23 protein-coding genes are annotated in these 25,385 nt (G+C 47.3%); 18 read left to right on the top strand and 5 right to left on the bottom strand.

Annotated elements, in window-relative coordinates; all coding sequences use genetic code 11:
• Positions 1 to 75 precede the first annotated feature (75 nt).
• Positions 76 to 1,632: a sensor domain-containing diguanylate cyclase gene (locus EHS89_RS02445; RefSeq protein ID WP_170167390.1), complete on the bottom strand. Its 1,557-nt coding sequence runs from the start codon at positions 1,630 to 1,632 to the stop codon at positions 76 to 78.
• A 395-nt stretch (positions 1,633 to 2,027) separates the two neighbouring features.
• Here EHS89_RS02445 and EHS89_RS02440 point away from each other — a divergent pair, with 395 nt between their 5' ends.
• The 5 genes from EHS89_RS02440 to EHS89_RS02420 all read left to right on the top strand — a co-directional run bounded on the left by EHS89_RS02440 (position 2,028) and on the right by EHS89_RS02420 (position 6,969).
• The gene (locus EHS89_RS02440; RefSeq protein ID WP_124924511.1) at positions 2,028 to 2,918 is read left to right on the top strand and encodes a LysR substrate-binding domain-containing protein; all 891 of its coding nucleotides are present in this window, start codon (positions 2,028 to 2,030) and stop codon (positions 2,916 to 2,918) included.
• A gap of 477 nt (positions 2,919 to 3,395) precedes the next feature.
• Positions 3,396 to 4,412: a TRAP transporter substrate-binding protein gene (locus EHS89_RS02435; RefSeq protein WP_124924510.1), complete on the top strand. Its 1,017-nt coding sequence runs from the start codon at positions 3,396 to 3,398 to the stop codon at positions 4,410 to 4,412.
• A 150-nt stretch (positions 4,413 to 4,562) separates the two neighbouring features.
• Positions 4,563 to 5,102 (top strand): TRAP transporter small permease, encoded by a 540-nt coding sequence (locus EHS89_RS02430; protein WP_124924509.1) that lies wholly within the window; start codon positions 4,563 to 4,565, stop codon positions 5,100 to 5,102.
• Positions 5,103 to 5,154: 52 nt separating this feature from the next.
• Complete coding sequence (locus EHS89_RS02425) at positions 5,155 to 6,459, top strand: TRAP transporter large permease (RefSeq protein WP_124924508.1); 1,305 nt, start codon at positions 5,155 to 5,157, stop codon at positions 6,457 to 6,459.
• 12 nt (positions 6,460 to 6,471) lie between these two features.
• The gene (locus tag EHS89_RS02420) at positions 6,472 to 6,969 is read left to right on the top strand and encodes a universal stress protein (protein WP_124924507.1); all 498 of its coding nucleotides are present in this window, start codon (positions 6,472 to 6,474) and stop codon (positions 6,967 to 6,969) included.
• A gap of 184 nt (positions 6,970 to 7,153) precedes the next feature.
• Here the strand turns inward: EHS89_RS02420 and gloA are convergent, their stop codons facing one another.
• The gene (gene gloA, locus EHS89_RS02415) at positions 7,154 to 7,570 is read right to left on the bottom strand and encodes a lactoylglutathione lyase (RefSeq protein ID WP_124924506.1); all 417 of its coding nucleotides are present in this window, start codon (positions 7,568 to 7,570) and stop codon (positions 7,154 to 7,156) included.
• Positions 7,571 to 7,917: 347 nt separating this feature from the next.
• On the opposite strand from gloA, the gene EHS89_RS02410 reads away from it, so the two are divergent.
• The 7 genes from EHS89_RS02410 (at position 7,918) to EHS89_RS02380 (ending at position 15,319) form a co-directional block, all read left to right on the top strand.
• On the top strand, positions 7,918 to 9,111 hold the full coding sequence (locus EHS89_RS02410; protein WP_124924505.1) for an aromatic ring-hydroxylating oxygenase subunit alpha: 1,194 nt from the start codon (positions 7,918 to 7,920) through the stop codon (positions 9,109 to 9,111).
• A gap of 140 nt (positions 9,112 to 9,251) precedes the next feature.
• A complete protein-coding gene (locus EHS89_RS02405; RefSeq protein ID WP_124924504.1) occupies positions 9,252 to 10,247 on the top strand; it encodes a PDR/VanB family oxidoreductase in 996 nt (331 codons plus the stop codon).
• 52 nt (positions 10,248 to 10,299) lie between these two features.
• Complete coding sequence (locus EHS89_RS02400) at positions 10,300 to 11,169, top strand: NAD-dependent epimerase/dehydratase family protein (RefSeq protein WP_124924503.1); 870 nt, start codon at positions 10,300 to 10,302, stop codon at positions 11,167 to 11,169.
• Positions 11,170 to 11,224: 55 nt separating this feature from the next.
• Positions 11,225 to 11,836, top strand: a complete 612-nt coding sequence (locus EHS89_RS02395) for an NAD-dependent dehydratase (RefSeq protein ID WP_124924502.1) — start codon at positions 11,225 to 11,227, stop codon at positions 11,834 to 11,836.
• A 104-nt stretch (positions 11,837 to 11,940) separates the two neighbouring features.
• On the top strand, positions 11,941 to 13,125 hold the full coding sequence (locus EHS89_RS02390; RefSeq protein ID WP_170167389.1) for an oxamate carbamoyltransferase subunit AllG family protein: 1,185 nt from the start codon (positions 11,941 to 11,943) through the stop codon (positions 13,123 to 13,125).
• Positions 13,122 to 14,411 carry an amidase gene (locus EHS89_RS02385; RefSeq protein WP_124924500.1) on the top strand — a complete coding sequence of 430 codons (1,290 nt, stop codon included), beginning with the start codon at positions 13,122 to 13,124 and terminating at the stop codon, positions 14,409 to 14,411. The genes EHS89_RS02390 and EHS89_RS02385 overlap by 4 nt, the downstream gene beginning before the upstream one ends.
• Before the next feature lie 11 nt (positions 14,412 to 14,422).
• The gene (locus tag EHS89_RS02380) at positions 14,423 to 15,319 is read left to right on the top strand and encodes a LysR substrate-binding domain-containing protein (RefSeq protein WP_124924499.1); all 897 of its coding nucleotides are present in this window, start codon (positions 14,423 to 14,425) and stop codon (positions 15,317 to 15,319) included.
• Between the two features lie 52 nt (positions 15,320 to 15,371).
• On the opposite strand, the gene EHS89_RS02375 is transcribed toward EHS89_RS02380, so the two are convergent.
• Positions 15,372 to 15,812 carry a hypothetical protein gene (locus EHS89_RS02375; protein ID WP_124924498.1) on the bottom strand — a complete coding sequence of 147 codons (441 nt, stop codon included), beginning with the start codon at positions 15,810 to 15,812 and terminating at the stop codon, positions 15,372 to 15,374.
• A gap of 234 nt (positions 15,813 to 16,046) precedes the next feature.
• Positions 16,047 to 16,436 carry a YbaN family protein gene (locus EHS89_RS02370; protein ID WP_124924497.1) on the bottom strand — a complete coding sequence of 130 codons (390 nt, stop codon included), beginning with the start codon at positions 16,434 to 16,436 and terminating at the stop codon, positions 16,047 to 16,049.
• A gap of 209 nt (positions 16,437 to 16,645) precedes the next feature.
• Here EHS89_RS02370 and EHS89_RS02365 point away from each other — a divergent pair, with 209 nt between their 5' ends.
• The 5 genes from EHS89_RS02365 to EHS89_RS02345 all read left to right on the top strand — a co-directional run bounded on the left by EHS89_RS02365 (position 16,646) and on the right by EHS89_RS02345 (position 22,751).
• Complete coding sequence (locus EHS89_RS02365; protein ID WP_170167388.1) at positions 16,646 to 17,206, top strand: recombinase family protein; 561 nt, start codon at positions 16,646 to 16,648, stop codon at positions 17,204 to 17,206.
• Positions 17,207 to 17,989: 783 nt separating this feature from the next.
• On the top strand, positions 17,990 to 19,177 hold the full coding sequence (locus EHS89_RS02360; protein WP_124924496.1) for an acyl-CoA dehydrogenase: 1,188 nt from the start codon (positions 17,990 to 17,992) through the stop codon (positions 19,175 to 19,177).
• On the top strand, positions 19,177 to 20,385 hold the full coding sequence (locus EHS89_RS02355) for a CaiB/BaiF CoA transferase family protein (RefSeq protein WP_124924495.1): 1,209 nt from the start codon (positions 19,177 to 19,179) through the stop codon (positions 20,383 to 20,385). Before EHS89_RS02360 ends, EHS89_RS02355 begins: the two co-directional genes overlap by 1 nt.
• A 106-nt stretch (positions 20,386 to 20,491) precedes the next feature.
• Positions 20,492 to 21,949 carry an NAD-dependent succinate-semialdehyde dehydrogenase gene (locus tag EHS89_RS02350; protein ID WP_124924494.1) on the top strand — a complete coding sequence of 486 codons (1,458 nt, stop codon included), beginning with the start codon at positions 20,492 to 20,494 and terminating at the stop codon, positions 21,947 to 21,949.
• Positions 21,950 to 22,208: 259 nt separating this feature from the next.
• Positions 22,209 to 22,751: a cupin domain-containing protein gene (locus tag EHS89_RS02345; RefSeq protein ID WP_124924493.1), complete on the top strand. Its 543-nt coding sequence runs from the start codon at positions 22,209 to 22,211 to the stop codon at positions 22,749 to 22,751.
• 174 nt (positions 22,752 to 22,925) lie between these two features.
• Here EHS89_RS02345 and aptA read toward each other — a convergent pair whose 3' ends face one another.
• Positions 22,926 to 24,245 (bottom strand): omega-aminotransferase AptA, encoded by a 1,320-nt coding sequence (aptA, locus tag EHS89_RS02340; protein ID WP_124924492.1) that lies wholly within the window; start codon positions 24,243 to 24,245, stop codon positions 22,926 to 22,928.
• A 186-nt stretch (positions 24,246 to 24,431) separates the two neighbouring features.
• Between aptA and EHS89_RS02335 the strand changes: the two genes are divergently transcribed.
• Positions 24,432 to 25,376, top strand: a complete 945-nt coding sequence (locus EHS89_RS02335; RefSeq protein WP_124924491.1) for a LysR family transcriptional regulator — start codon at positions 24,432 to 24,434, stop codon at positions 25,374 to 25,376.
• Positions 25,377 to 25,385 lie beyond the last annotated feature (9 nt).

Raw genomic sequence — 25,385 nt, 5'->3', positions numbered from 1 at the left:
CTATGCCCATACACCGGGTTTCATTCATTTGTTATTCGTGAATCCTAATACGAGAATGCTTATCACCTTGTTGTTTTAAATCTGTTCAAAAGCTTTTTCTTCGGCCTGGTGTTCTTTATTTTGCTTTTTATGGATATACATCTGACGGTCACTGGTATTCAGTAGCTGCTCAAGCGTCGTACCGTCTCTAGGAAATGTGGCAGTGCCGAAGCTGCCTTTAACCTGAATACTGTTATTAGCAACCGTAAATGGCTGATCAAATACCGACATAATCTTATTCTGGACCTGACCGAGGACCTTATCATTTGTGATCTTAGGTAGCAGGACGACGAATTCATCACCATGAATGCGGGCTACGGTATCTTCTGCCCGAAGTACCCGCTGCAGTCGATCTGCTAACTGACTTAACAGGTCATCACCGGCCTGATGGCCCCAACGGTCATTTATTCGTTTAAACCGGTCGATGTCCAGATAGCAGATAGCCACCGAACTGCCGGATCGTTTCGCCATCAGTATTGCCCGGTCCGCTCTGTCCATCAGCAGATTTATATTGGGTAGCTTAGTCAGAACATCGTAGTTGGCCTGGTTGTATAAGCGCTCACGTTCTTTTTCTGCCTGTATTTTTCTGCGGTGACTCAGGTTGAGTCCAAATCCGATATAGGATGAAAAGACTATGCCTATTAACAAAACCCCAAAAATATTGATCCAGTTGAAAGAGTACAAATTGATGTCTTTTTCAATCATCAGGCGAAAGGGCTGGGATTCATTATCTATTTGAACGGTTCGGGAGTAGGTTTGCAGAACAAAGGATTGATTATCTGTCCTGACTGGATCGATAAGGGCTTCTGCGACGTCTTCAGCATGGATAGTGGTATAAGAAAGCGTTACCCGGTAATCCCTGCTTTCTTTGAGCCATGCTGGCAACAGGTCATTGCCCCGGATCACCAGCATGGCAAAGTCCGGATTCGTGATTTGATGTTTTACTGAGTTATTTGAGACAGGCTGAACGACGGGCCGGTACATTACGTAGCCTTTACCGCCCTCCAGAAACGTAAAGGGTCGCGACGCGATGGGGCGGGGGGCGCTGAGGGATTGCATCATGGTTGCTATCAGTACATCGGAGGTGCGGGCCATATCAAGTCCCAAGACTGCCTCTGTCTCGGCTGTTTCGGGCTCAATAAAACGGATAGGGTAATAATAGTCCTGTTCGGGTATCGCTATAATCTGTCTGGAGTTATCGTAATCAAACGCGTGAATTCTGAAATTAAAGTAGCCTTTATAATGCATCATTTTTTCAAAAGAGCGGCGCTCAGTTTTAGAAACATAGCTAGCAATTTCAAACATATATAGCTCTGGGAAAACTTCCATCACCCCCTGTGTGTATGCTCGAATCGCTTTATCATTTGTCTTTTCAGAAACGGCTAAAAAGTTGGCAAAGCCTTCTAATGCAACTTCAAACGCGTTTACTTTGGTGCTGATTTCATAGGTGGCTGCATCGACCTGACGGCCAAAGTTTTGTTCCAGTTGATAGAGCTCTATCTGGAAGGCAAGTATAAGTGCCGCTAATGGACCAAGCAGTAAGATAAGCCTTACATGTAGAGGGCTTTTACGAAGCTTTAAATTACGCATCATATTACATCCTTTACTCCAGACCGGTGAAAACATCCGGGGACTTCCTCATCCTGAGAACCCCTTTCTGGCGAACATGCTGTTGTACTGCTCTGCATTAGTTCGGGCCAGATAGATCTGAGTTTTTATATCAGAGATAGATTATATACCTCCTAGGTAAAGGGCGTGCTACAGAGGTGTTGGGTTCGACTCTTTGCTATAAGGTTTATTCCCCATTTTGTGTAATTCAAACAGTGGTTTGAATCTATAGTTATGAAAAAGCCGACTGTTATCACCCCGGAATCTAAGTATGAAAAGAACCGCAGGTAGCGTCAGTTTGGGTATTTCTGAGGTGCGTTGACGGCATTTTACTGCTTTAATCCGTTTATATTCTGAAGCCCAATAAAGAGATTAAAATCATGCTTCATCTGCCTTTGTTAAATGCGTTAAAAACCTTTGTTGTAGCTGGGCATTATCTGAACTTTACTAAAGCCTCTGAAGACCTGCTGGTATCTCCTTCAGCGGTGAGCCATCAAATCCGTGTGTTGGAAGATTATCTGGGTATTAAGCTGTTTATCCGCCAAAATCGTACCCTGACATTGACGGTAGAAGGCGCTCATTTGCATGCTTCACTTGAAGGGCCTTTTGATCAGATTGCCCGGGCGATTCAGGATACGTTGCATAACCGGGGTCGGGAGTCCCTGAATATCTCTTTGCGACCTTTTTTCTCCAGCGCCTGGTTAGCGCCCCGGTTGAACAGCTTCTGGGGACAGAATCCGAAAATTGAGATCGATCTTACCCATACCATTAAAGTGCCGGACTTTATGACCGATCATATTGATCTGGGCATTGTCTGGGGCAAAGGTGACTGGCCGGAAATGGAATCAAAGTTCCTTTTGCCCGGTGATCTGACACCCATCTGTAGTGCCAGTCTGATCGAACAAAAAGGGCGGCCACAGGAGCCTGCTGACTTAGAGCGTTTTACACTGATACATGATGAAGACCGTTCAGCCTGGGATGCCTGGCTGGAGAGATCCGGCGCAGGTAGTGTCAGCTGTAAAGCCAATCTGATTATTGATGATACTAATGTTCGGGTGCAGTCGATCCTGAACGGTCAGGGCATTATGTTGGGTTGTCCAAGATTACTCAGGCATGAATTGGAAGCGGGCCGGTTAGTGCAGTTGTTTGATATCTGCCTCGATACTTATGCTTATTATCTGGTGTATCCAAAGAAATTAGAGCTGACACGCAATATGGAGATCTTTATTGACTGGATTTTGCAGCAAGCCGGTGACAAACCTTTCTCATAGTAAGGTTAATTTTATTCATTGACGTCATACTATAGTGGCCTTAATCGCTTTGTTTAGGGTCGCTATTACTTAGTTATTAGCCCTCCTTTAATCTGCTGTTTTTCTGTTTTTTTCAACAAAAACAAAGGCTTGATATATATCAAGACTCTCTTCTAAGTCTTTGTAATTAGAGCTATGCATTTAATTCATTTGTTATGAACCCTGCTCACAGTTCCTTGAGGACCGCTTCATGGTCAGGCGGAAAAATTATGACATTATTGATCTGGATCTAAGGAATCGGGCTGATAGGTTATATCACCCTGCTTAAACGGTGAAATGATTATCCGTCTCGCAGGTTCCTGAAAATTCTTTGTTGAAGAAGGATTTTGAAGGTCAGATCTAAGGGTTCTATGGCTGCTTTGCTGACCTTAAGGTTCGTCTCAATAACAATAATATCTGAACTGCTGTGAGGGTAGTTCGACAACCTGGGATACGACAATGATTAAAAAAATAACTACTACATTGGGTCTTTCTGCTGTTTTATCCGTTGCCTCAGCGTTGCCTGTCAGTGCTGCGTCAATGGTCTGGGATATGCCTAACGAATATCCTGCTACTTCAGTTCAGGGTGAGGGTGATAAATATTTTGGCGTTATGCTGAATAAGACATCCAAGGGTGAGATTGAAATTGCCCATCACTTTGGTGGTGCACTGGGTCTTAAATCTAAAGACCAGCTGGATGCGGTGGGTGACGGAGCCGTGGTGCTGGCGAATACTTTTATTCCACCATTAGGTGGTGTTGATCCGATCTTCCTGTTGTCCTCTCTGCCGTTCCTGAGTTCCAATACCGAAGAGGCTAAAACTTTATATGACGTAGCTAAGCCTGAGTATCAACGGGTACTGGCTAAGTACAATCAAAAACTATTATACGCATCTCCATGGCCTTCAAGCGGTTTGTGGGGTAAGGAAGCGCTGACTAATAACGACGCAGTCAACAACCTGAAAATGCGTACATATGATGCTAACGGTACTAAGGTATTTCGTAATGCCGGTTCTTCACCGATTCAGCTGAGCTGGGCAGATATCGTACCGCAGTTGAGCACCGGTGGTATTGATGGTGTGCTGACTTCAATCGAAGCGGGCTTAAGTGGCAGCTTTAATGATTACGTAAGTCACTTTACTGCACTGAACTATGACAGCACGATCAATCTGGTAACCATGAATCTTGATACCTGGAACGGTCTGTCTCCTGAGTTACAAAAAGCAGTTAGCGCTGCTGCAATTGAGACTGAAACGCATGTCTGGAACAACACCAGCAATGTGGTGCAAAAAGCCTATGCGGCTGGCCGTGAAAAAGGTCTGACCGTAGTTGAGGATGTGCCGACGGCCTTCCGTTCAGAGTTGCAATCTGCTGCTCAGCCTGTGATCCAGGAATGGGTTAAGAAAATGGGCCCTAAAGGTGAAGAGCTGCTGTCACAGTATCACGCTGCAGTAGCTAAGAAGGTTGCTTCTAACTAAACCTGTACTCTGATTTAACTCCGCAGGCCGGGGTCCCCCCGGTCTGTTTTTTCCTGAACTGTTCTGTGCTTGCCGAAGTGGTGTGGGGTATTTATACCCTGTCATTCGCTTTGGTTATAACAATAACAAAAAGCTAACACGGGTGTGGCTATGAATACCGATTCAAATGTTTTGCAGTTGTTAGCTGCGCTATTTATCCGCTTCGCTTCAATACTTGCCAAGGCAGGGGCTGTGCTGGCGGTATGTCTGATGGCAGGTATGACACTGCACGTCATTCTGGAGATTGTGTTGCGTGCATTCTTCAGTACTTCAACCTTTGTTCTGGATGAATTTGTTGGCTACGGTGTGGCTGCTATGACTTTCATGGCACTGGGTTATACCTTTGAAACCAATACCCTGATCCGGGTAAATATGCTGCTGACCCGGGTTCGCAGCCGGCTTGGTCGTCAAATTATTGAAATTCTCTGTGTCAGTGCTGCATTGGTATTGACCTCGTATATCGCCCTGTATTTCTGGAAAAGTGTGGAGCGAAATATTGAGCGGGGTTCAACCAGTGAGACGATTGCTGCGGTACCTCTGTGGATACCGGAAGCTTTCGTTTTGGTAGGTCTGGCGATTTTTATTATTCAGATGCTTGCCTACATTGTGCGGGTTGTATCAGGTCAGCCACTGCTTAGTGAGCAAGACTGACCTATTGTCGCAGCTGTTTGTCGCAACGATAACAATTATAAGAGAGTCTGCTATGGATGTTTTAATGACGATGGGCATTATGCTTGCCCTGATCATACTGTTTCTCGGCCTTGGGGTGTGGGTCTTTGTTGGCCTGTTTCTGGTGGCAATTACCAGTCTTACTCTGATCGCTGATTTTCCACTGGATCGGGTTGGATATATTGCCCGCTCCGTTATCTGGCGTAGTTCCAGTGCCTGGGAGCTATCGGCTATCCCGCTGTTTATATGGATGGGAGAGATCATCTTCCGCACCGATATTTCTGATCGATTGTTTCGCGGTCTGTCACCGTTTGTACAGTGGATGCCGGGTCGTTTGCTGCATACGAATGTACTGGGTTGCACTTTGTTTGCCGCGGTAAGTGGTTCTACCTCTGCCACGACTGCAACTGTGGGTAAGATTACGACGACTGCATTGGCAGAGCGTAGTTATAACAACTCATTATCCGTTGGCTCACTGGCCGGTGCCGGTAGTCTGGGGCTTTTGATTCCACCATCAATCGTTATGATTATCTACGGTGTGCTGGCCGAGGTATCAATAGCTAAGCTGTTTGCTGCGGGTATCATGCCGGGCCTGCTGGTGGCGTTCCTGTATTCCTCTTATATTATTGTGCGTTGTATCGTAAACCCTGAACTGGCTCCGCGCTCAGAAGAAAAGCTGACTTTTACTCGTCTGCTTAGTGGTCTGAAAGACCTGACTCCTATAGTTACTCTGATTGTGTTGGTACTGGGTGGTATCTATAGCGGCATTGCAACACCATCTGAAGCGGCGGCGGTGGGTGTGGCTGCAACTTTTATGTTGGTTATCTTCATGGGGAGTTTCTCCTGGGATATCGTCATTGAGGCGGCGATGGGGGCAGTGAAAACATCCTGCATGGTGTGCTCGATTCTGATTTCAGCGGCTTTCTTATCGACCGCTATTGGCTATCTGCATATACCTGTTGAGCTGGTGAAGATGATCGAAAGTCTGGCGCTTTCTCCCTACGCATTGTTGGGAATACTGGCACTGTTTTATATTTTGCTGGGATTCTTCCTCGATGGTATCTCTATTATCGTCATGAGTTTGCCAATTACGCTGCCCCTGATTTTGCAGGCCGGGTTTGATCCGATCTGGTATGGCGTATTTCTGGTACTGATGGTTGAGTTGGCGCAGATGACGCCTCCGGTTGGCTTTAACTTGTTTATATTGCAGGGGCTGACAGGACAATCAATTGGCAGGGTTGTACAAGCGGCATTCCCGTTCTTTGTGCTGATGTGTGTCGCGGTTGTTATCGTCAGCTTTTTCCCGCAGGTCGTGTTGTTACTACCGAATTTGATGTAAGGAATGATGACTATGAGTTTGCCGCAAATAAACAGGATTCTCTATACCACTTCATTGGGCCCGTATACCCGTTCGGTTTATCGTCATGCGATTCAATTGGCGCAGCAAAACCAGGCAGAGCTAGTGATGTTACATGTAGTGAATCCGGTGGGTGAGTTGGGTGAGGCTCTGATTCGTCAGTACCTGCCTAAAGATCTGGTGAAAAAAGTGCATGATGAAGGAGTTGCAAAAGTCATTGGGCAGATGGAAGAACGGGTAAAACTGTTCTTCGATGAGGAACTGAATTCACTGGATCAGCCGGTACAAGTGAATGTTGTGCCGAAGGTAGTTGAAGGAAATCACGATGAGGCAATTCTGGCAACGGCGAAGCAGGAACAGGTTGATCTGATTGTGATGGGTACTGAAAATAAACTGGGTCTGCATAGTCAGAGTTACACGACTCAACAAGTGATTAAGCGGGCAAAGGTGCCGGTGTTGGTGGTGCCAACGGGTAAAGATTTTAACCAGTAGCGGTCTGATCACAACATAACTGCGTTTTTGGTTTACCACTGAGGTCGCAGAGAACACAGAGTAAAATTCAATAACACCTCGGTGTCCTCTGTGATCTCGGTGGTGAATAATAGTTGGGCATAAATGACCAAACGATCAAAAAAAGCCGGCAATTGCCGGCTTTTCTGTGTCTGGTTTTGCTTTTTTAAGAGCTTTGATTGAGCGGTTCGTTCAGTTCAATAATGTAACCATCGGGGTCAAACACGAAGCCCAGCATGCGGGTGCCGTGATTCATCGGTTTTGCAGGGCTTTTTATTTTTACACCCTCGCTTTCCAGATAGTCCATTGCAGCAGAAACATCATCTACATTAAATGCCAGGTGACCATAACCTTCGCCTTTTTCGTAAGTGGTTTTAGTGTCCCAGTTATTTGTTAGTTCAATGGTTGTTGTTTGGTTTTCTGGGCCGTAGCCAATGAAAACATTAGTAAATCTACCCTCTGGATATTCATTTTTACGTAATATTTTCATGCCCATTATACGAACGTAAAAGTCTAGTGATTTATCAAGATCTTCCACTCTTATCATTGTGTGGTCCAGACGGAAATTTATTTTGTTTGGCATCGGTTTTCTACTCATTTTTATTGATTATTAATGATGAGAATTTTACAAGATGTAACCTGTTTTTTACCTTTAGCTGTACTCACGCATCATTGAATTTTACTTGCTTTAAAGCTACGTGATTGCTGTGTATCTTCAATTGTGTGAGAGAAATTCAATAATTGTCCTGAGTTGAGCGGTTCATTGAGTTTGATTCATAGATCTTTGAAATATGCTTTGTTCTTCAGGATGGTTTTTTTTGAGACTATTTGACCTGAAGGTTTAAAGTTTTATTTATATAGCTAAGCGCTGATTAATATTATTTTAAATTAAATTAATGTATTAACCAGTACGACGGGAGTCTTGGTGAGATGACTAAAAAAACAATAAAAAGTCCAATTCCTATTTCTGAATTTGATTCTAGTTATAGTGACGGCGGTCCTGTTTATTCACTGCCGCCAGAATGTTTTACGGGTGAAGATTTTTATAATTTCGAATTAAACGCTGTATGGGGCCATGAATGGTTTTGTGTTGGCCGTGCGAATGAAATCCCTAAGGCGGGCGATTATTACACTATAGATGTTGGTGACGACCCATTGATCATTATTCGTGACCGTAGTGGCTCGGTCAATGTTGTATCCAATGTTTGTCAGCACCGCGGTATGCTGATCGTTGAAGGTCGGGGTAATACCCGTCGTTTACGTTGTCCATTACATGCCTGGGTTTACAGCACCAGCGGCGAGCTGACATCTGCACCTGGCCTGACCGATAAGAACGAAGAAGATTTTAATATTAAAGATGTATGCCTGCCGAAGATCCGTACTGAGATCTGGGAAGGTTTTATCTTTATTACCTACGATGAAAACCTGCCACCACTGAGTGATCGCCTTGCCAACCTGGGTGAGCAGTTAGCTAACTATAAAATATCCGAACTGCGCTCTTCTGAACCTCTGAAAATGGAAGCGTTTGACTGGAACTGGAAGATCTTTAACGACGAATGCTACCACTGCTCTTACCTGCATGGTGGTTCATGGGGAGAGATGTTTCCGCTACCTCAGTGCAATGTCGATGAGACCGTTAAATTCAATGATGTCGATAAAGGACTGGTCGCATACAACCTGATTAGCCCGCATAAAGATGCTGCGCCAACCCATACCGGTTCAATTCTGCAACCGCCGATGACCGGTCTGACCGATCAGGAACGTGAGCAGCTGTCTTACATCACCGTGGCGCCAAATATGTTTATGGTGGCGATGCCAGACAAGGTGAAGTACTTCATCTGGTTGCCTAAAGGCCCGACTGAATCCTGGTATGGCGTATCCTGGATGTACCCTGAATCGACCCTGAAGCTGGATACCTATCAGAAAAACTTCCAGCAGGAACATGATGATCTGTGGCAGGTCATGGAAGAGGATCTATTCGCCTGGAAGGCGATGCAGAAAGGGATGCACTCTAAACATGCTACCCGTGGTCGCCTGACTTCTGAAGAGCTGGTTATCCAGCGCCTGCAGAACTGGTTGATCGACATGTATCGGGCTGAAGAGAAACGTGCCGATGCTGAATAAGCGGAGCGGATAGTCCCGCTCTGATAATAATAAGAAAGATGGGCGATCCGGTTGTTCTATGCCAACCGGATCCGCTCAGCTTTGAGGCAGGTTTCGATCGCAGGCAGACCTGCAGAACGAAGCGTGAATAGGGTGATCTCATGGCTAAGAATGATCAGATTGTGGTTAAGATAGCTGCCAAAGAGCAGCTGACAGAAGATGTTGTCGGACTAACATTGGTGTCCCTTGAGGATGAACTTTTGCCAGCCTGGGATCCGGGTGCTCATATAGAGCTGACACTGGAAACCTGTACCGATGCTGCTGGCAAAATTGATACTGAAAATGTCATGCTGCGTCAGTATTCTCTGTGTAGCGATAATCGTGATTGCAGTCAGTGGCAGGTGGCAGTCTTACGCGAAGAGGGTGGCCGTGGTGGTTCACTGTTTATTCATAATCAGCTGCAAGCGGGTGATACTCTGAAGGTGTCACAACCGCGTAATCATTTTCCGTTTAAACCCCGTAAAAAATGCCTGTTCATTGCTGGTGGAATAGGTATTACGCCTATGCTGCCTATGATCCAGCAGGCTGAAGCCGACGGACTGGACTGGCGTCTGGTATACCTTTCCCGTGAACGCAGCCGGATGTCATGTCTGGATAAACTGGCGTCATATGATCAGTCTCGTATCACCCTGAACGGTGATAAAGAGGATGGCTATATCGACCTGCCAGGTCTGTTGGCGAGCTGCGATTCTGAGACGTCCGTTTATTCCTGTGGTCCGAAACCCTTGCTGGATGCGCTTGAGCAACAGCATGCAGAGCAGGCCGGTCAATCCGATAGCTGGAGCCTGGATATCGAGCGCTTCGCAGCAGGGCCGGTGGATAGCTCAGGTGGTGCCTTTGATGTAGTCATTAACAGTACCGGACAACGTATCCGTATACCTGAAGGGCAGTCTGCTCTGACGGTACTGCGAGAAGCCGGTATCAAAATTCCAACATCCTGTGGTGATGGGGTCTGCGGTTCGTGTGAAACCGGGGTGTTATCCGGTACGCCTGATCACCGTGATTCGATCTTGTCTGAAGAGGAACGGGCCGATAACGATTACATGATGTTGTGTGTCTCGCGGGCTATCTCTCCTGAATTGATTCTGGATCTTTAAGCCGATCTGAAAAGTTTTGTTTGCTCAGTTGAGCAGAAAATTAGGTAACTCTATGTCTATAAAACGTGTTGTTGTGACCGGCGGTGCCGGTCGTGTGGGGGGCTATGTTGTCCGTCAGTTACTGAAAAATTATGAGGTGGTTATCGCCGATCTGGTCGCGGGTGACAGCGGTGTTGAGTATGTTGAAGCCAATGTGATGGATTTGCCGCAGCTGCGCAAAGCGTTTGAAGGTGCTGATGCGGTGGTGCATCTGGCCGCGCTGGATTATGACTGGAACTGTGCACCGGAAGAGTATATCGACGTGAACGTGCGGGGTACCTGGCATGTGTTGCAGGCGGCTTCTGAAGCGAAGGTTCAGAAAGTTGTGCTCTGTTCCAGTATTTCTGCCTGTGGTTTGAGTGAGATGCGTCCGGATTGGAAACCAACCTGTCTGCCGGTTGATGAAAGCCATGAAAACAAGCCGGTTCAGGCTTACAGCGTTTCTAAAATTCTGATGGAGCAGATGGCGAAAAGCTTCGTTGATGGTACCGATATGGATGTCATCTGCTTACGTCCACTGGCCGTCGTGCTGGATGAAACTCTGGAGCAATATCTTGAATTTGTTGATGCACCTGATCGTCACTGGTTGTTCTATTACGTCACTGCTGAAGATGTAGCAACAGCATTTGACTGTGCTCTGAAAACAGAAGGCTTGCGTTATGGGACTTTCTTCCTGAGTGCTGATGATACTTCGCACCCTGAACCTACTTTGGATTGGTATCTGGAAACGATCGGTGATCTGCCGGAAATTACGATTCCACGACGCTTCCAGGAAAATCCCAGGGCATCTGTTTTTTCCAGCAGTGCAGCGAAAGAGGTTCTGGGCTGGCAGCCGACCTCTGACTTTGAACAGTTGCGAGCGAAGGCTAAAGCGCGCGCCTGACTGGTTGCTTCATTAACCCGCTAATTATAAAAAATATTACATAAGGATCTATGCTATGAATTCTATCCGTACAGGTAAGGTTGACTGGACCGGTGATAACCCATTTATCTATCTGAAAACTGATCCTGAAGGTGACTGGTCTTCACTGTCACTGTACTTCCGTATTGCTGCGTCAGATTACGGCCGTGGAGAAGCAATTTTGGTATTGGAAAATCCCTACCAGAAAGAAGATGGCTCGGCGGTACGTAAGTGTCTGACTGACAATCTGGAGCTGGCCCGGTATCTGGTTGAAAACTTTGTGCGTCGGTTTGGGTTATTTCGTCCGGCTGTTGCCCTGGATAACCTGGAATATATTGCGGATGCCAGCTTTAAGACAGAAGCCGACTATCCGAAGCAGCAAGCCTGTATTGCCCATTCTGAAAGTACTGATACGACCCTGAGTATGATCTGGAAAGATCTGGCTGAGCCTTTTGCTGTAGCACTGCCGCCGGAAGAAACGCAGACGGGAGAGCATGAAATGTTTGCAATCTTCCAGCCAGCAGGTGGTGCGGTTGTTGAGGTGAATGGAACACCACTGGCTGGGACCACCGTCGAACGTGACTTCCTCAATCGGATTGCTCAATCAGCCGCACTGGCAAACAGTGAAAGCTGGGTGCGTGCCGATTAAACCTCCTTTTATGTCGGCATCTGCCGGCTTTTTGAGTACTGCTAATTCATAATAAAAAGCGGCTGCTATCGATGCTGATAGTAAGCCGTCAGGAGAGTCTTTCTATGTTGTTATCTGCTGCCGATCAGATCGCATTCGACCGGGTATCACAATGCCGCCCTCAGTGGACCGGAATGTGCCGGGTGAATGAAGTTTTGCCCGATCAATCTAAACGCTTATTACATGCCGGCCCTCCTTTTAAATTGATTGATACCATACCTGCTCCGGTGATGAATTCCCTCTGTGTTGGTGCTGTCTGGGAAGGTTGGGCCGAAACTAACGATCAGGCAAAACAGATGATTCTGCAGGGTGAGATCTGCGTAGAACCTGCACAGGATCATAGTATTGTTGTGCCTTTGGCAGGTGTGGTTTCGCCTTCGATGCAACTGATGGTGGTTGCCGATGCGAATAATCCAGGTGCCAGGAAATACTCGGTACTGAATGAGGGTATGGTGCACTGTACCCGTCTGGGTAAACTGGATCCTGAGCTGCAGGCCCATCTGAGTTGGCTCAATAGTTCACTGAGTGGCTGGATTACTACCGGACTAACGCAACCTATCGATCTGTTACCGGTGATTGCAGCGGCGTTGGCTGATGGCGATGATTGCCATGGCCGGACAATCGCCGGTTCTGCTTTGATTGCAGCGCAGTTGAAACAAGCCAATACAGGAACGATTCCGACAGATGTTAATGAGTTTATGGATGGCGCAATGGCTTTTGCCCTGAATCTCTGGATGGCTGCCAGTAGTCTGATGATGTCAGCTGCTGAAGCTGTTGAAGGTGCATCTCTGATTACTAAGGCGGCGGGTAATGGTTACGAGTTTGGTGTTCAGGTGGCTGCAAAACCGGGACACTGGATTACTATGCCTGCGCCTGAAATTAAAGGTGCTGTTGAAGAGGTACATGCCGGTCTTAATGCCTTAGGTGCTATCGGAGATAGCGCAGTAGTTGATTTTATTGGTTTAGGCGGTCAGGTATTGAATAGTGCACCTGCTTCTTACGAAGGCTTGAAAGCCTATCTGCCTGAAGATGCACTGGGGCGTCCCGATAAAGCGTTGACAGGTATGCTTTCCGGTTTTGGATCCCGTCCGGCTATGACTTCTGCACGTCAGGTGGTCGAAAATCAGGCTGGCCCTATGGTACTGCTGGGAATGATCGAAAGTCGTGGTGAGGCTGGGCGGATAGGGGGCGGTGTTGTTGATGTACCGGCTGAATTCTTCCGCCATGTGCTAAATGAGGCAGGCTTATGAACAGTCTGTCTTTGAATGGTTTAAGTTTACGTCAGGCGCTGGCTCTGATCGCTGAGGGGCATTGCGCTCCGGTTGATGTGATTAATGCCTGCTACGATCAGATCGAAGCACGGCAAGCCGATGTTGGGGCCTGGCATTTTCTGCTGTCGAGAGAGCAGTACTTGCAACAGTACTATGAGAAAGAGGCGTTTTATAAAGCCAGCCTGTTACAGGGACTGCCGATAGGTATCAAAGATATTATTGATACTGACTGTATGCCAACCGAAATGGGATCGACCATTCATAGTGGTCGACAGCCAACGGATAATGCCAGTTGTGTCAATTTGTTGTTAAAAGCCGGGGCTATAGTGCCGGGTAAAACAGTGACGACAGAGTTTGCTTATTTTAAACCGGGTAAGACCCGCAACCCTAAGGATCTGAATCGGACTCCCGGGGGGTCTTCGAGTGGCTCAGCTGCGGCGGTTGCTGATTTTATGATCCCTGCTGCAGTAGGTTCTCAGACCGCTGCGTCGGTTATCCGTCCGGCGGCGTATTGCGGAGTAGTGGGTTATGTCGGAACCCGTGGCGAGTATTCTCTGCGGGGTGTTCAGCCGTTAGCCCAGTCGTTGGATTCACTGGGTTTGTTTTCACGTCGGGTGGAAGATATAGGCCTGTTACGTAGCATTTTGTTGCAGCAACCTGATACTGATCTGGTTAAGCAGGATCGGCCTTACCGGATATTGGTGTGTAAAGGGAGCTCGGTAGGGGAAAGTGATCCTGAAATGGATCTGGCACTGGAGCAGTTCAGCGTATGTTTAGCTCAACAGGGAGCGGAGCTGATTGAGATGCATAGCTGCGACCTGATTCGGCGCCTGGTTGAACATCATCATAAGATTATGGCCTGGGAGGCCACCCGTAATTTGTGTTATGAAGCGGATCGGTCCGAGCAGGTATCGGAAGCTTTACAACAATTGTTTGAACTGGGGCGCGGGATGGCGCGAGAAACCTATCTCGACTCGCTACAGGTAGTTGCTAAGATTGGCCACTGGCTCTGGTCTAACCCTGATCATAAAGGTGTTGATGCAATACTGGCACCGGCTGCACCGGGCGTTGCGCCGCAGGGGCATTGCAGCACCGGTCAGCCGCATATGAGCCGGCCATGGCAGGTATTAGGGTTACCTGTCGTAACTTTGCCGGGGATGCAGGATGACAATGGCTTGCCCTTGGGCTTGCAGTTTATCGGTCGGGCCCGTGAAGATGATCAGTTATTGGGTTTAGCTCATTGGGCTGAAACTGTTTTAAGCTGAGGAGCAGGCTGATGGCTTATATACCGTTGATGAATGCCCTGAAGACCTTTGTCGTGGCGGGTAAATATCTTAATTTCACCAAAGCGGCGGATGAACTGCTGGTATCGCCATCGGCGGTGAGCCATCAGATTAAAACTCTGGAAGAGTATCTGGGTATTCGTTTGTTCAGCCGAACCAGCCGAAGTATGTTGTTGACGGATGAAGGTTATCGGCTTTATACCTCACTGGATGAGCCTTTTAAGGCGATCGCTGGTGCTGTCAGGGATACCATGGCGGTAAAAAAACAGGAGAATTTACATATCTCTTTGCGGCCCTTTTTCTCAGTTTCATGGCTGGCGCCAAGGTTGAGAAATTTCTGGCTGGATAACTCTGATACCCAGGTGGATCTGATTCACCGCAATATGGCACCGGATTTTCGCGCGGAGAATATTGATGCTGCGATTATCTGGGGTAAAGGGGAGTGGTCCGGGGCTGATAGTGAGCTATTGATTCCAGGTGAACTGACGCCAGTCTGCAGTCCAGCTTTTATTCTGGAACATGGTCGGCCTCAGCAGCCATCTGATCTGGCGGTACATACCTTTATTCATGATACCGATTATGCGCCATGGCGTGAATGGATGGACCTGGCTGGAGCGGATGCCGTGCGCTGCGAAAGCGGTTTGATATTCGATGATACCAATGTTCGTTTACAGGCAATTCTGAACGGTCAGGGCATTATGCTTGGGTGTCCTTTATTGCTTCAGAAGGAATTACAGAATGGGACCTTGGTCCGGCTGTTTGATATTGAGCTGACAGATTACGCTTATTATATCGCCTGGCCTGATTTTAAGCAGCCGGACCGGAAAACCGCCGCATTTATTGACTGGATCGGCCAGGAAGCTCAGCAGTGGGTAGAAAAGAGTCGCTAAGGCTAAAATTATCTGGGTCGTTCAAAGTGCTGAGCTTTTTCAACCTAAAATGTTAAACAAAAAATGCCTGATACAGGCCATAAGCTAGCAGCATTAATCCAATAGCTATTGCCGCAATTTCCGGTTTGTCTTCACCCAGATCGTCAAGGCCTTCACGTTTTGCTTTTGCCAGATCATCTGGATGGTAAACACCCTTTCGGCAAAATAGTATGGTAACAAAGAACATTCCTGTAACGGCTAAAAAAATATGTAAGGTGTAGGTAAATGCCTTAAGTGATTCCGGGGTATTTACCTGTGTTGCGCTCATACCAAGAATTGCAGCGCAGGTCATCATGGCGACGGCAAAAATATTAATGGGTGTTTTGGCCCGGCTAACGACTTCCCAAGCGTTGCTGTGTTTATGTCGTGTGTTAAGTGGATGACCACAATTTATGCATGCCACCGAAAGATCGGAGATCTCATGCGTACAGTTTTCACAGTTAGTCATAGCCATAACTGGCTCCTGAATGATGTCCTTATCAGCGATCACTTATCAGCTGATGCTCCCACAAGCTCATGTGTTATTTTTATTCAAATGCATTCTACAGACTAGCTAACTCCTGAAGAATAAGGAAACGGATTGAGTTATCTGAGGTTCAAACGCAGTAGATATTGTCCGGCGATTGTAAGTTGCATCTATATAACTGTATTTACAGAGTGGGGGATCTGAAATTTTTTGCTGCTGTATTTATTTATCGGATAAAGGTCGTTCTGAAGGTCTGGACCAGACAAACCAGACGGCGAAAATAACCGTGGCTGCAGCAAAGGTTTTCAGACCCGGGTGAAAGGATTTGAAGATTAACGGATAGCTCACCATCAATAGCATCATGCTGGTGCCGATAATTTTTGCTTTAAGGGGGATAACACTGTGTTCTTCCCAATCTCGGATAAAGTGGCCGAACCAGGGGTGGTTCAGCAGGTACTGGTGTAATTGTTCAGAGCTGCGAGAAAAGCAGAAGGCAGCAACCAGTAAAAAAGGTGTTGTGGGCACCAGGGGCAGTATCACGCCTATCAGGCCCAGCAAAACAAAAAAGATACCGGCAGTGAGGTAAAGGGCTCGGATCAGGGTTTGGCGCACATTGTTTCCTTTAGGGTCTCTATCGGTACATCCTAACAGATGTTAATCCTTTTTAAGTACCGTAATTAATAGGGTTATGTTGTTGCACAATTAATGTACACAAAACAGGTAGTCTGATTCTTGCACAATAACTTATCACTGATTATTTTGAGGGGGTTAGTTTTAAACTTGTATGTCATAGAGCTAAATATGACGGAATGAGGTTAGGTATGACAGATATTGCTTATCTACGGGTGCCTCCGGTGGAACAGGATGTTGCCCCTCAGCTGGAAGTGATCGGCCAGCAGATGAAAAGAACGTTTATAGATAAATGCCGCAGTGGGCATACTGATCGCCCCGCATTACGAAAGCTACGTGCATACGTGCGCAAAGGTGATGTGCTGCATGTCAGTGCGATCGATCGACTGGCGCGTAACTTGTATGATCTGCGTGATCTGGTACGGGAATTTAACAGTAAAGGCGTTACTGTTCAGTTTCATAACGAGGGACTGACTTTCAATCCGGCGGATCGGGAAGGCAGCGGCAAAATGCTGAAGCTGGTCGAAGCGCTGACCGGTTTTGAAAAAGCGCTGGTGAAAGAAAAGCAGAGCGAAGGCATTGAAAAGGCCAAAGAGCGTAATGCCTATAAAGGTAGAAAGCCTACCCACAGTGTTGAGCGTATTCAGGCCGCACTGGATCGTAATGACGGTAATAAAACGGCGGCTGCCCGGGAACTGGGTGTTTCATACCGCACTATACTGCGTACCTGTCAGAAAGCCGGTATCGACTAAGCGCGTTTATAGCTCTGACTATTATTTTACACAGGAGGCTTAGGCCTCCTGTTTTGTTTATGCCCGCTTTTATTTTTTGTTAATAATTTTATACGTGCAGTCAAATTTCAGACGATCCTGCGTTGATCCCTGTTTTCACTAGTAGCCAGAATGACTAAATTGCTGCTCTCATCTCCTAGCCGCCCGCAACCCTTATTATTGTTTGTGATAGCGTTATCTTAGCAGTCATGATCTTTTTGTTAGTTTGTAATAACTATTTGTTTTTATGGATAAAAATGTAATTTAAATTGTTGTTTTGATCGCTTTAAATATTGAACTCCCCTAAGAGGGGCATATACCACTTGAAGGGTAGGAAGGTAGTATGACTCTCGGACGAAGTTGGGTATTTCCTGATTATGCCGGGATACTTGATTTTGTAAAAAATAATGAACATTATGCTGTTATTGTTCCAAGGAACCTGTGAATAAGTTCCAGACTTTCTCAGTGGACAGTAAATTGACTAATTGCGCGAAAGGCAGTGCAGTGGAATGGCGAGTCATTTCCAAGCTGTCTGACAAAGCAAGAAGTCGATTTAATGTCCACCCAGAGGGGCTTACAGAGCAATTCAATTTCTGTGTTAACGGTTTTCGCCAGGCAACAAGCATGCCTGTAACCGTTGCCTTAAACTTGAACCGCTCTGTAAGCCTGAGGCGTTTGGGACTTGTTCACAGGTTCCTCTAATTCAGTGGTTATCGCTACTGACAGCGGTAACTGCGTATAACTACAAAGCAAGAGGCGTGTTGCATGAGCAAATCTTCTACGAAGCCTGCATTTAACTGGGAAGATCCATTCTCACTTGATACTCAACTGACTGAAGAAGAACGTATGGTCCGCGATGCGGCGTACGAATACTGTCAGGGTCAGCTGTTGCCACGGGTACTGGAAGCAAACCGTAATGAAGTATTCCACACTGAAATCATGCAAGAGCTGGGCGAGCTGGGCTTCCTGGGTTCTACTCTGCCTGAGCAGTATGGTGGTGCTGAAGTAAACCACGTTTGTTACGGTCTGGTTGCCCGTGAAGTTGAGCGTGTAGACAGCGGTTACCGTTCAGCGATGTCGGTACAGTCTTCTCTGGTTATGCACCCTATTTACGCATACGGTACTGAAGAGCAGCGTATGAAGTACCTGCCTAAGCTGGCGTCTGGTGAGTGGATCGGTTGTTTCGGTCTGACTGAGCCGGATGTTGGTTCTGATCCAAACAACATGAAGACGCGCGCAACTAAAGTTGACGGTGGTTACATCGTTAAAGGCGCGAAGATGTGGATCACTAACTCTCCAGTATCTGACGTATTCGTTGTTTGGGCGAAGCTGGACGGCGTAGTTCGTGGTTTCGTTCTGGAAAAAGGCATGAAAGGCCTGAGCGCACCTAAGATTGAAGGTAAGTTCTCTCTGCGTGCATCCATTACTGGCGAGATCGTAATGGAAGATGTATTTGTTCCTGAAGAAAACCTGCTACCAGGAGTTCAGGGTCTGGCGGGTCCGTTTGGCTGTCTGAACAAGGCACGTTACGGTATCGCATGGGGTGCTCTGGGTGCGGCTGAATACTGCTGGACTTCTGCGCGTCAGTACACTCTGGATCGTATTCAGTTCCAGCGTCCACTGGCAGCTAACCAGCTGATCCAGAAGAAACTGGCTGATATGCAGACTGAAATCGGTCTGGGTCTGCAGGGTTGTCTGCAGATGGGTCGTCTGATGGATGAGAAGCAGTGTCCGGTTGAGCTTATCTCTCTGATGAAGCGTAATAACTGTGGCAAATCACTGGATATCGCTCGCGTTGCCCGTGATATGCACGGTGGTAACGGTATCTCTGATGAGTTCGGTGTAATCCGTCACGTGATGAACCTGGAAGCGGTTAACACCTATGAAGGTACTCACGACATTCACGCCCTGATTCTGGGTCGTGCAATGACTGGCATTCAGGCGTTCTTCTGATGCCAGCTGCCCTGTCCCATATTCGGGTACTGGATCTGAGTCGCATTCTGGCTGGCCCCTGGGCCGGTCAGATGCTGGCTGATTTTGGTGCTGAGGTAATTAAGGTGGAGCGTCCAGGTTGTGGTGATGATACCCGCGGCTGGGGACCTCCGTTTATTAAAGACCAGGATGGTAACCCAGGTGATGCAGCTTATTTTCAATCTGCAAACCGGGGCAAGCAATCTATTGCCATCGATATGACTGCACCCGAGGGGCAGGCACTTATTAAACGTCTGGCTACTGAAGTAGACGTTGTTATTGAGAATTATAAAGTTGGCGGCCTGAAAAAATATGGTCTCGATTATGAGAGCCTGAAGGCGGTCAACCCTAAACTGATTTATTGTTCTGTTACTGGTTTTGGTCAGGACGGTCCTTACAGTAGCCGTGCTGGTTATGATTTTATGATTCAGGCTATGGGTGGCCTGATGAGTGTGACCGGCGATCCGGATGGCCAACCGATGAAAGTGGGTGTCGCACTTGCTGATGTCATGACAGGCTTGTATGCCTGTAATGCCGTTCAGGCCGCGTTGTTACATCGTAATGAGACCGGTGTAGGTCAGCACATCGATATGGCATTGCTGGATGTTCAGGTAGCTACCCTGGCCAATCAGGCGATGAATTTCCTTGTTGGTGGTAAAGCACCCTCCCGGTTAGGCAATGCACATCCTAACATTGTGCCTTATGAAGCCTTTCCGACCAGTGATGGTCATATTATTCTGGCGGTGGGTAACGATGGTCAGTTTGCTAAGTTCTGCGAGCTGGCAGGTGCACCTGATTTAGCCACAAATCCGGCCTTTTTAACCAACTCCCTTCGGGTAGAAAATCGTGCAGATCTGACCCCCGTGGTTGCTGAACTGATGCGTACCCGACCGAGTGATTGGTGGTTAGAGAATCTGTCCGCGAAAGGTGTTCCTTGCGGGCCGATAAATACACTGGATAAAGTATTTGAAGATGAGCAGGTTAAGCATCGCAAGATGCAGGTCGAACTGGATCACCCTGTTGCCGGCAAGGTTCCGGCTGTCGCCAATCCGGTAAAGTTTTCTGAAACACCGATTGAATATCATTCAGCTCCTCCGATATTAGGTCAGCATACCGATAAGGTTCTGGCTGGGATGGGGCTGAGTGAAGAAGAGATCACACAACTGAAGGCTCAGAAGGTGGTAGCTTAAGTTTTAAACTACCTTTAGTGCCAGTAAAAATAACTTACAGTTCTGTCAAATTTTGTCGTCCCGCTATAGTCGCAGCAGGGCGGCAATTTTGTTTTTGGAGTCGCTCATGATTACCCTGAAAGATCCATCTCTGCTTAAGCAGCAAGCTTATGTTAACGGTCAGTGGATTGATGCCCTGAACGGCGAGACCAACCCTGTACTGAATCCTGCAACCGGTGAGCAGATTGCCACTGTTCCGGATCTGGGTACAGAAGAGACTGAGGCGGCAATTGCTGCAGCTGAAGTAGCCTTCAAAAGCTGGAAGAAGAAAACGGCGAAAGAGCGTTCAGCGTTGTTGCGCAAGTGGTTCGACCTGATCGTTGCCAATAAGGATGATCTGGCGATACTGATGACTGCAGAACAGGGTAAGCCTGTTGCTGAGTCTGCCGGCGAAGTTATGTACGGTGCTTCGTTTATCGAATGGTATGCTGAAGAAGGTAAGCGTGCTTATGGTGATGTGATCCCGACCCATGCTGCTGATAAGCGTATCATTGTTACTAAAGAGCCTATTGGTGTAACCGCTGCAATCACGCCCTGGAACTTTCCTAATGCGATGATTACCCGTAAGTGTGCGCCTGCACTGGCGGTGGGTTGTACTATGATCATCAAGCCTGCTGAAGATACACCGTTGTCTGCTCTGGCTCTGATGGAGCTGGCTGATCGCGCGGGTATCCCTGCTGGCGTTATTAGTGTGGTAACCACTAAGCGTCCGATTGAAGTTGGTAAGACGCTGACCGACAGTTCTGTGGTACGTAAGCTGTCCTTTACCGGATCTACACCGGTTGGTAAGCAACTGATTCGTCAGTGTGCAGATACGGTTAAGAAAACATCCATGGAATTGGGTGGTAATGCTCCGCTGATTATCTTTGATGACGCTGATCTGGATAAGGTTATTCCGGCTGCTATTGCATCTAAGTATCGTAATTCGGGTCAGACCTGTGTTTGTGCAAACCGTCTGCTGATTCAGAGCGGTATCTATGAAGAGTTTGCCAAGCGCTATGCTGCTGAAGTTGCCAAGATGCAGGTAGGTAACTGTCTGGAAGGTGAATATCAGCAAGGACCTATGATTAACCGTGCTGCTGTTGAAAAAGTAACTGCAATGGTTGATGACGCTGTCGCTAAGGGTGCCCGTATTATTGCCGGTGGTAAACCGCATGAACTGGGTGGTAACTTCTATGAGCCAACGATTGTGGCCGATGTTACCCCAGATATGCGCATGGCGAGTGAAGAGATCTTTGGCCCTGTCGCACCGTTATTCCGTTTCGAAACGGAAGAGCAGGCGGTTCAGATGGCGAATGATACCGAGTTTGGCCTGGCTGCTTACTTCTTTACCCGGGACTATGCCCGTGTGTTCCGTGTATCTGAAGCACTGGAGTATGGCATGGTTGCGGTTAACGAAGGTATTTTGTCTACTGAAGTCGCGCCTTTTGGTGGTGTTAAAGAATCCGGTACTGGCCGCGAAGGCTCCAAGTACGGTATGGATGACTACCTTGAGATTAAGTACACCCTGGTGGGTGGCTTATAATCACTTTTGACTAAGTACTCTTCAACCGATCCACTTCGGTAAAAAAAGGCCTGTTTTACAGGCCTTTTTTGTTTCTATAAAATATTTTACACGCAAACTGATTGGCATCAGCTCTTGAGCAGGTTTAGGCGTGTCTTGTAGCACAGATATTGCAGTATATGACAAATATGCCAGAATAGGCCTCGACTAAGGTCAGGGCCAGAGCTTCACTGGTAACCAGATAGTCATTTATACCACTAAAATAAAAAAGGCAGCTGCAGTGGACGTTGGTGAACGCTTAAAAACAATACGCAAAATGAAAGGTCTCTCGCAACGGGAGCTGGCTAAACGCGTAGGTGTGACGAATAGTACAATCTCAATGATCGAGAAGAATGGCGTGAGTCCTTCGGTCAGTTCTCTGAAAAAAGTCCTGTCAGGTATACCTATCTCTATAGGTGATTTTTTTACCCTTGAGATCGAAGAGATGGAACCTGAGAGTGTGGTCTACAAGCCTGAAGAGATGCCTGATATAGGTTCTAATAATGTTAACCTGTTTCTGGTTGGTGTTAGAAACAAAGGCCGTTCTATGGACCTGCTTAAAGAAAGGTATGAGCCAGGTTCAGATACGGGCCCTGAGATGTTACAGCATCCGGGTGAAGAGGGCGGCATTGTTATCAGCGGTGAGATAGAGCTAACCGTGGGCTTTCAAATACACCATTTGAAAGCGGGAGATGGGTACTACTTTAACAGCAACCGACCACACCGTTTCCGAAATGTATCCGATGAAGTGTGTGAAATTTTCAGCGCTAATCCATCGATATAAAACTGAATGGCTAGTCCAGAATTTGACTAATGGCTTAGTATAATCGATTGGGAGTTTATCGTGCTGGCGTTTTGCATATAAAAGAAAAAAACGGACCCTAAGGTCCGTATAAAGCTGGCCGGGTGCGCTGGGAGCGGCCCGGGACAGGCAGGTTAAACTGGTAAAAGCCATGGCTTAGCCGAACATCTCTTCCGCAGTTTCACGGATCGCATTAACAAGGCGATCAATGTGATTAGCTTCAATAGTCAGTGGTGGCGAGAAGGCAACGATGTTACCCATGGTGCGAACCATTACGCCACGCTTGTAACAGCCTTTCTGGAAGTCCAGACCGATAGGGCCGTTAGCAGCAACAGAGGCATCAAATTGAACAGCACCCACCAGGCCATAGTTACGCACATCGATTGCTTTCGGAGCGCTCTTCAAGCTATGCAGTGCTTTTTCGAAATGCGTACCGATCTCGCCGCCAGCTCGGGTAAGCAAACCTTCTTGCTCGAAGATATCCAGTGTTGCGATACCTGCAGCACAGGCAACCGGGTGCGCAGAGTAGGTGTAGCCGTGATAAAACTCGATACCACCGACTGCAACGTTGTTAACGATCTGATCGTGAATTTCGTCTTTAGCGAATACCGCGCCCAGAGGAATAACACCGTTAGTAATACCTTTTGCAGAGGTAATCATATCCGGTACAACGTCAAATTCTTCTGCGGCAAAAGCAGAGCCCAAACGTCCCCAACCTGTGATAACTTCATCAAAGATTAGCAGGATGTCATACTGATCACAGATCTCACGCATGCGCTTCAGGTAGCCCTGAGGAGGCATGATAACACCGCCAGCACCGCTCATTGGCTCGATGATGACTGCGGCAATACTGTCTGCGCCGTGGAAGTGGATCAGTTGTTCCAGGGCTTCAGCTTTATCAGCACCGTTTTCTGGCAGGCCTTTGCTGAATGCATTATTAGCAATATCCAGTGTGTGCGGCAGGTGGTCAACCGGTAATAGCGGTCCGAAACCTGTGCGGTTAGGGGTCAGGCCACCAACAGATATACCGCCAAAGTTCACACCGTGATATGCCATTTCACGGCCCAGCAGTTTAGTTTTGCCTGCTTTACCCCGGGATTTCTGGTACGTCAGGGCGATCTTCAGAGCTGTCTCTACGGCTTCAGAACCGGAGTTAGTGAAGAATACTTTATTGAGCGGATCAGGCGTGTGCTTAATCAAACGGTTTGCAAATTCAAAACCGATCTCGTGGCCGAAATTAAATGGTGAAGCGTAATCCAGATTAAGTAACTGCTTGTGAACGGCATCAGCTATCTGAGTACGGCCATGACCGGCGTTGACACACCACAAGCCAGCGGTTGCATCGAGAATCTCTTCGCCAGAATCGGTGTAATACATAACACCTTCGGCACGGTCAATAATACGAGGGTCGTTTTTGAAGTCCCGGTTAGCCGTAAAGGGCATCCAGAACGCATCCATATTGATGTTTGTGCTCATGCGAGAACCTTGTCTAAGTTTGCGTTTATTAGTATTGACCAGTTGTTATGCGTCGATTAATAGCAATATCGGGCGGAAAAAGTGGCCTTATGATGGAGACATAGTAGCGTCAGTGTTAAAGTCTTATAAATTACAAACATTAAATACTTACTTTAATGTTTATCAAACTAAATTTTGAGTGGTTTTATGGTCAGTAACGCGCTGCAGAGTATGGGTAAGGTAGGGGATTACGAGATCCGCCTGCTGAGGGTTTTTAAGACAGTGGTTGAATGCGGAGGGTTCTCTGCTGCTGAGGTAGAACTGAATATCAGCCGTTCCACTATTTCCGTGCATATGTCGAATCTGGAAAGTCGGCTTAAGCTAAAGCTCTGTAACCGTGGACGTTCAGGTTTTTCTCTTACGGAAGAGGGATTAACTATCTACAACGCGACTAAACAGTTGTTTTCCCGGTTGGCAGAGTTTCGTTCAACGGTTAATGCTCTGCATCAACAGATGACCGGAGAGGTGCGTATACTCACCTCAGATACCATCAGTCTTGATGAGCGTTGTGGGCTGGATCAGGTGCTGGCAGAGTTTGCCGCTCAGGCTCCGGATGTTTATATCAGCTTTGATACAGCGCCTCTGGGTGAGATTGAACGGCGGGTGATTAACGGTGATGCTGATGTGGGTTTTATTCCACATCATAGAGAGCTTGAAGGGTTAGATTTTCTGTTGATGTATCAGGATAAATCTTTGCTCTATTGTGGCGACCGGCATCCATTATTTAGCGAGCAGGATCAGAGCCTGATTGAAGCGTCGCTTAAAGACTGCAAGCTTGTACATGCCGGGGTACAGACTAACCCGCAAGCCAGTATGCAGCTGGCCGAGATGAATAAGGCTGCCGAGGCCTATTATTATGAAACCCGGGCCACCATGATTCTATCGGGTGTCTATGTTGGATTTATGGCCGAAAAATTTGCCCAGCAATGGGTTGATCGGGGTCGGATGAGAGCGTTGCTTCCTGAGCAACGCTATTATCAATTACAGATCGCTGCTATCAGCCGTCGTTCCGGTCAGTTGAACAAACCCAGGGATCTGTTTATGGATCTGTTAGCCAGGCACATTGAAGGGCTGGGAAGTGAGCTGGTTTAGCCCATGTAT

It is taken from the genome of Amphritea balenae, from assembly GCF_003858655.1.
GTDB lineage: Bacteria > Pseudomonadota > Gammaproteobacteria > Pseudomonadales > Balneatricaceae > Amphritea > Amphritea balenae.
This window is presented reverse-complemented; position numbering and strand designations above follow the sequence as displayed.

Coding starts and splice junctions, on each gene's coding strand:
- EHS89_RS02390 (WP_170167389.1), top strand. CDS start 11,941: ATGTTGTTATCTGCTGCCGATCAGATCGCATTCGACCGGGTATCACAA.
- EHS89_RS02365 (WP_170167388.1), top strand. CDS start 16,646: ATGACAGATATTGCTTATCTACGGGTGCCTCCGGTGGAACAGGATGTT.
- EHS89_RS02400 (WP_124924503.1), top strand. CDS start 10,300: ATGTCTATAAAACGTGTTGTTGTGACCGGCGGTGCCGGTCGTGTGGGG.
- EHS89_RS02435 (WP_124924510.1), top strand. CDS start 3,396: ATGATTAAAAAAATAACTACTACATTGGGTCTTTCTGCTGTTTTATCC.
- EHS89_RS02355 (WP_124924495.1), top strand. CDS start 19,177: ATGCCAGCTGCCCTGTCCCATATTCGGGTACTGGATCTGAGTCGCATT.
- EHS89_RS02425 (WP_124924508.1), top strand. CDS start 5,155: ATGGATGTTTTAATGACGATGGGCATTATGCTTGCCCTGATCATACTG.
- EHS89_RS02380 (WP_124924499.1), top strand. CDS start 14,423: ATGGCTTATATACCGTTGATGAATGCCCTGAAGACCTTTGTCGTGGCG.
- EHS89_RS02405 (WP_124924504.1), top strand. CDS start 9,252: ATGGCTAAGAATGATCAGATTGTGGTTAAGATAGCTGCCAAAGAGCAG.
- EHS89_RS02360 (WP_124924496.1), top strand. CDS start 17,990: ATGAGCAAATCTTCTACGAAGCCTGCATTTAACTGGGAAGATCCATTC.
- EHS89_RS02385 (WP_124924500.1), top strand. CDS start 13,122: ATGAACAGTCTGTCTTTGAATGGTTTAAGTTTACGTCAGGCGCTGGCT.
- EHS89_RS02335 (WP_124924491.1), top strand. CDS start 24,432: ATGGTCAGTAACGCGCTGCAGAGTATGGGTAAGGTAGGGGATTACGAG.
- EHS89_RS02395 (WP_124924502.1), top strand. CDS start 11,225: ATGAATTCTATCCGTACAGGTAAGGTTGACTGGACCGGTGATAACCCA.
- EHS89_RS02420 (WP_124924507.1), top strand. CDS start 6,472: ATGAGTTTGCCGCAAATAAACAGGATTCTCTATACCACTTCATTGGGC.
- EHS89_RS02440 (WP_124924511.1), top strand. CDS start 2,028: ATGCTTCATCTGCCTTTGTTAAATGCGTTAAAAACCTTTGTTGTAGCT.
- aptA (WP_124924492.1), bottom strand. CDS start 24,245: ATGAGCACAAACATCAATATGGATGCGTTCTGGATGCCCTTTACGGCT.
- EHS89_RS02350 (WP_124924494.1), top strand. CDS start 20,492: ATGATTACCCTGAAAGATCCATCTCTGCTTAAGCAGCAAGCTTATGTT.
- EHS89_RS02430 (WP_124924509.1), top strand. CDS start 4,563: ATGAATACCGATTCAAATGTTTTGCAGTTGTTAGCTGCGCTATTTATC.
- EHS89_RS02410 (WP_124924505.1), top strand. CDS start 7,918: ATGACTAAAAAAACAATAAAAAGTCCAATTCCTATTTCTGAATTTGAT.
- EHS89_RS02445 (WP_170167390.1), bottom strand. CDS start 1,632: ATGATGCGTAATTTAAAGCTTCGTAAAAGCCCTCTACATGTAAGGCTT.
- EHS89_RS02375 (WP_124924498.1), bottom strand. CDS start 15,812: ATGGCTATGACTAACTGTGAAAACTGTACGCATGAGATCTCCGATCTT.
- gloA (WP_124924506.1), bottom strand. CDS start 7,570: ATGCCAAACAAAATAAATTTCCGTCTGGACCACACAATGATAAGAGTG.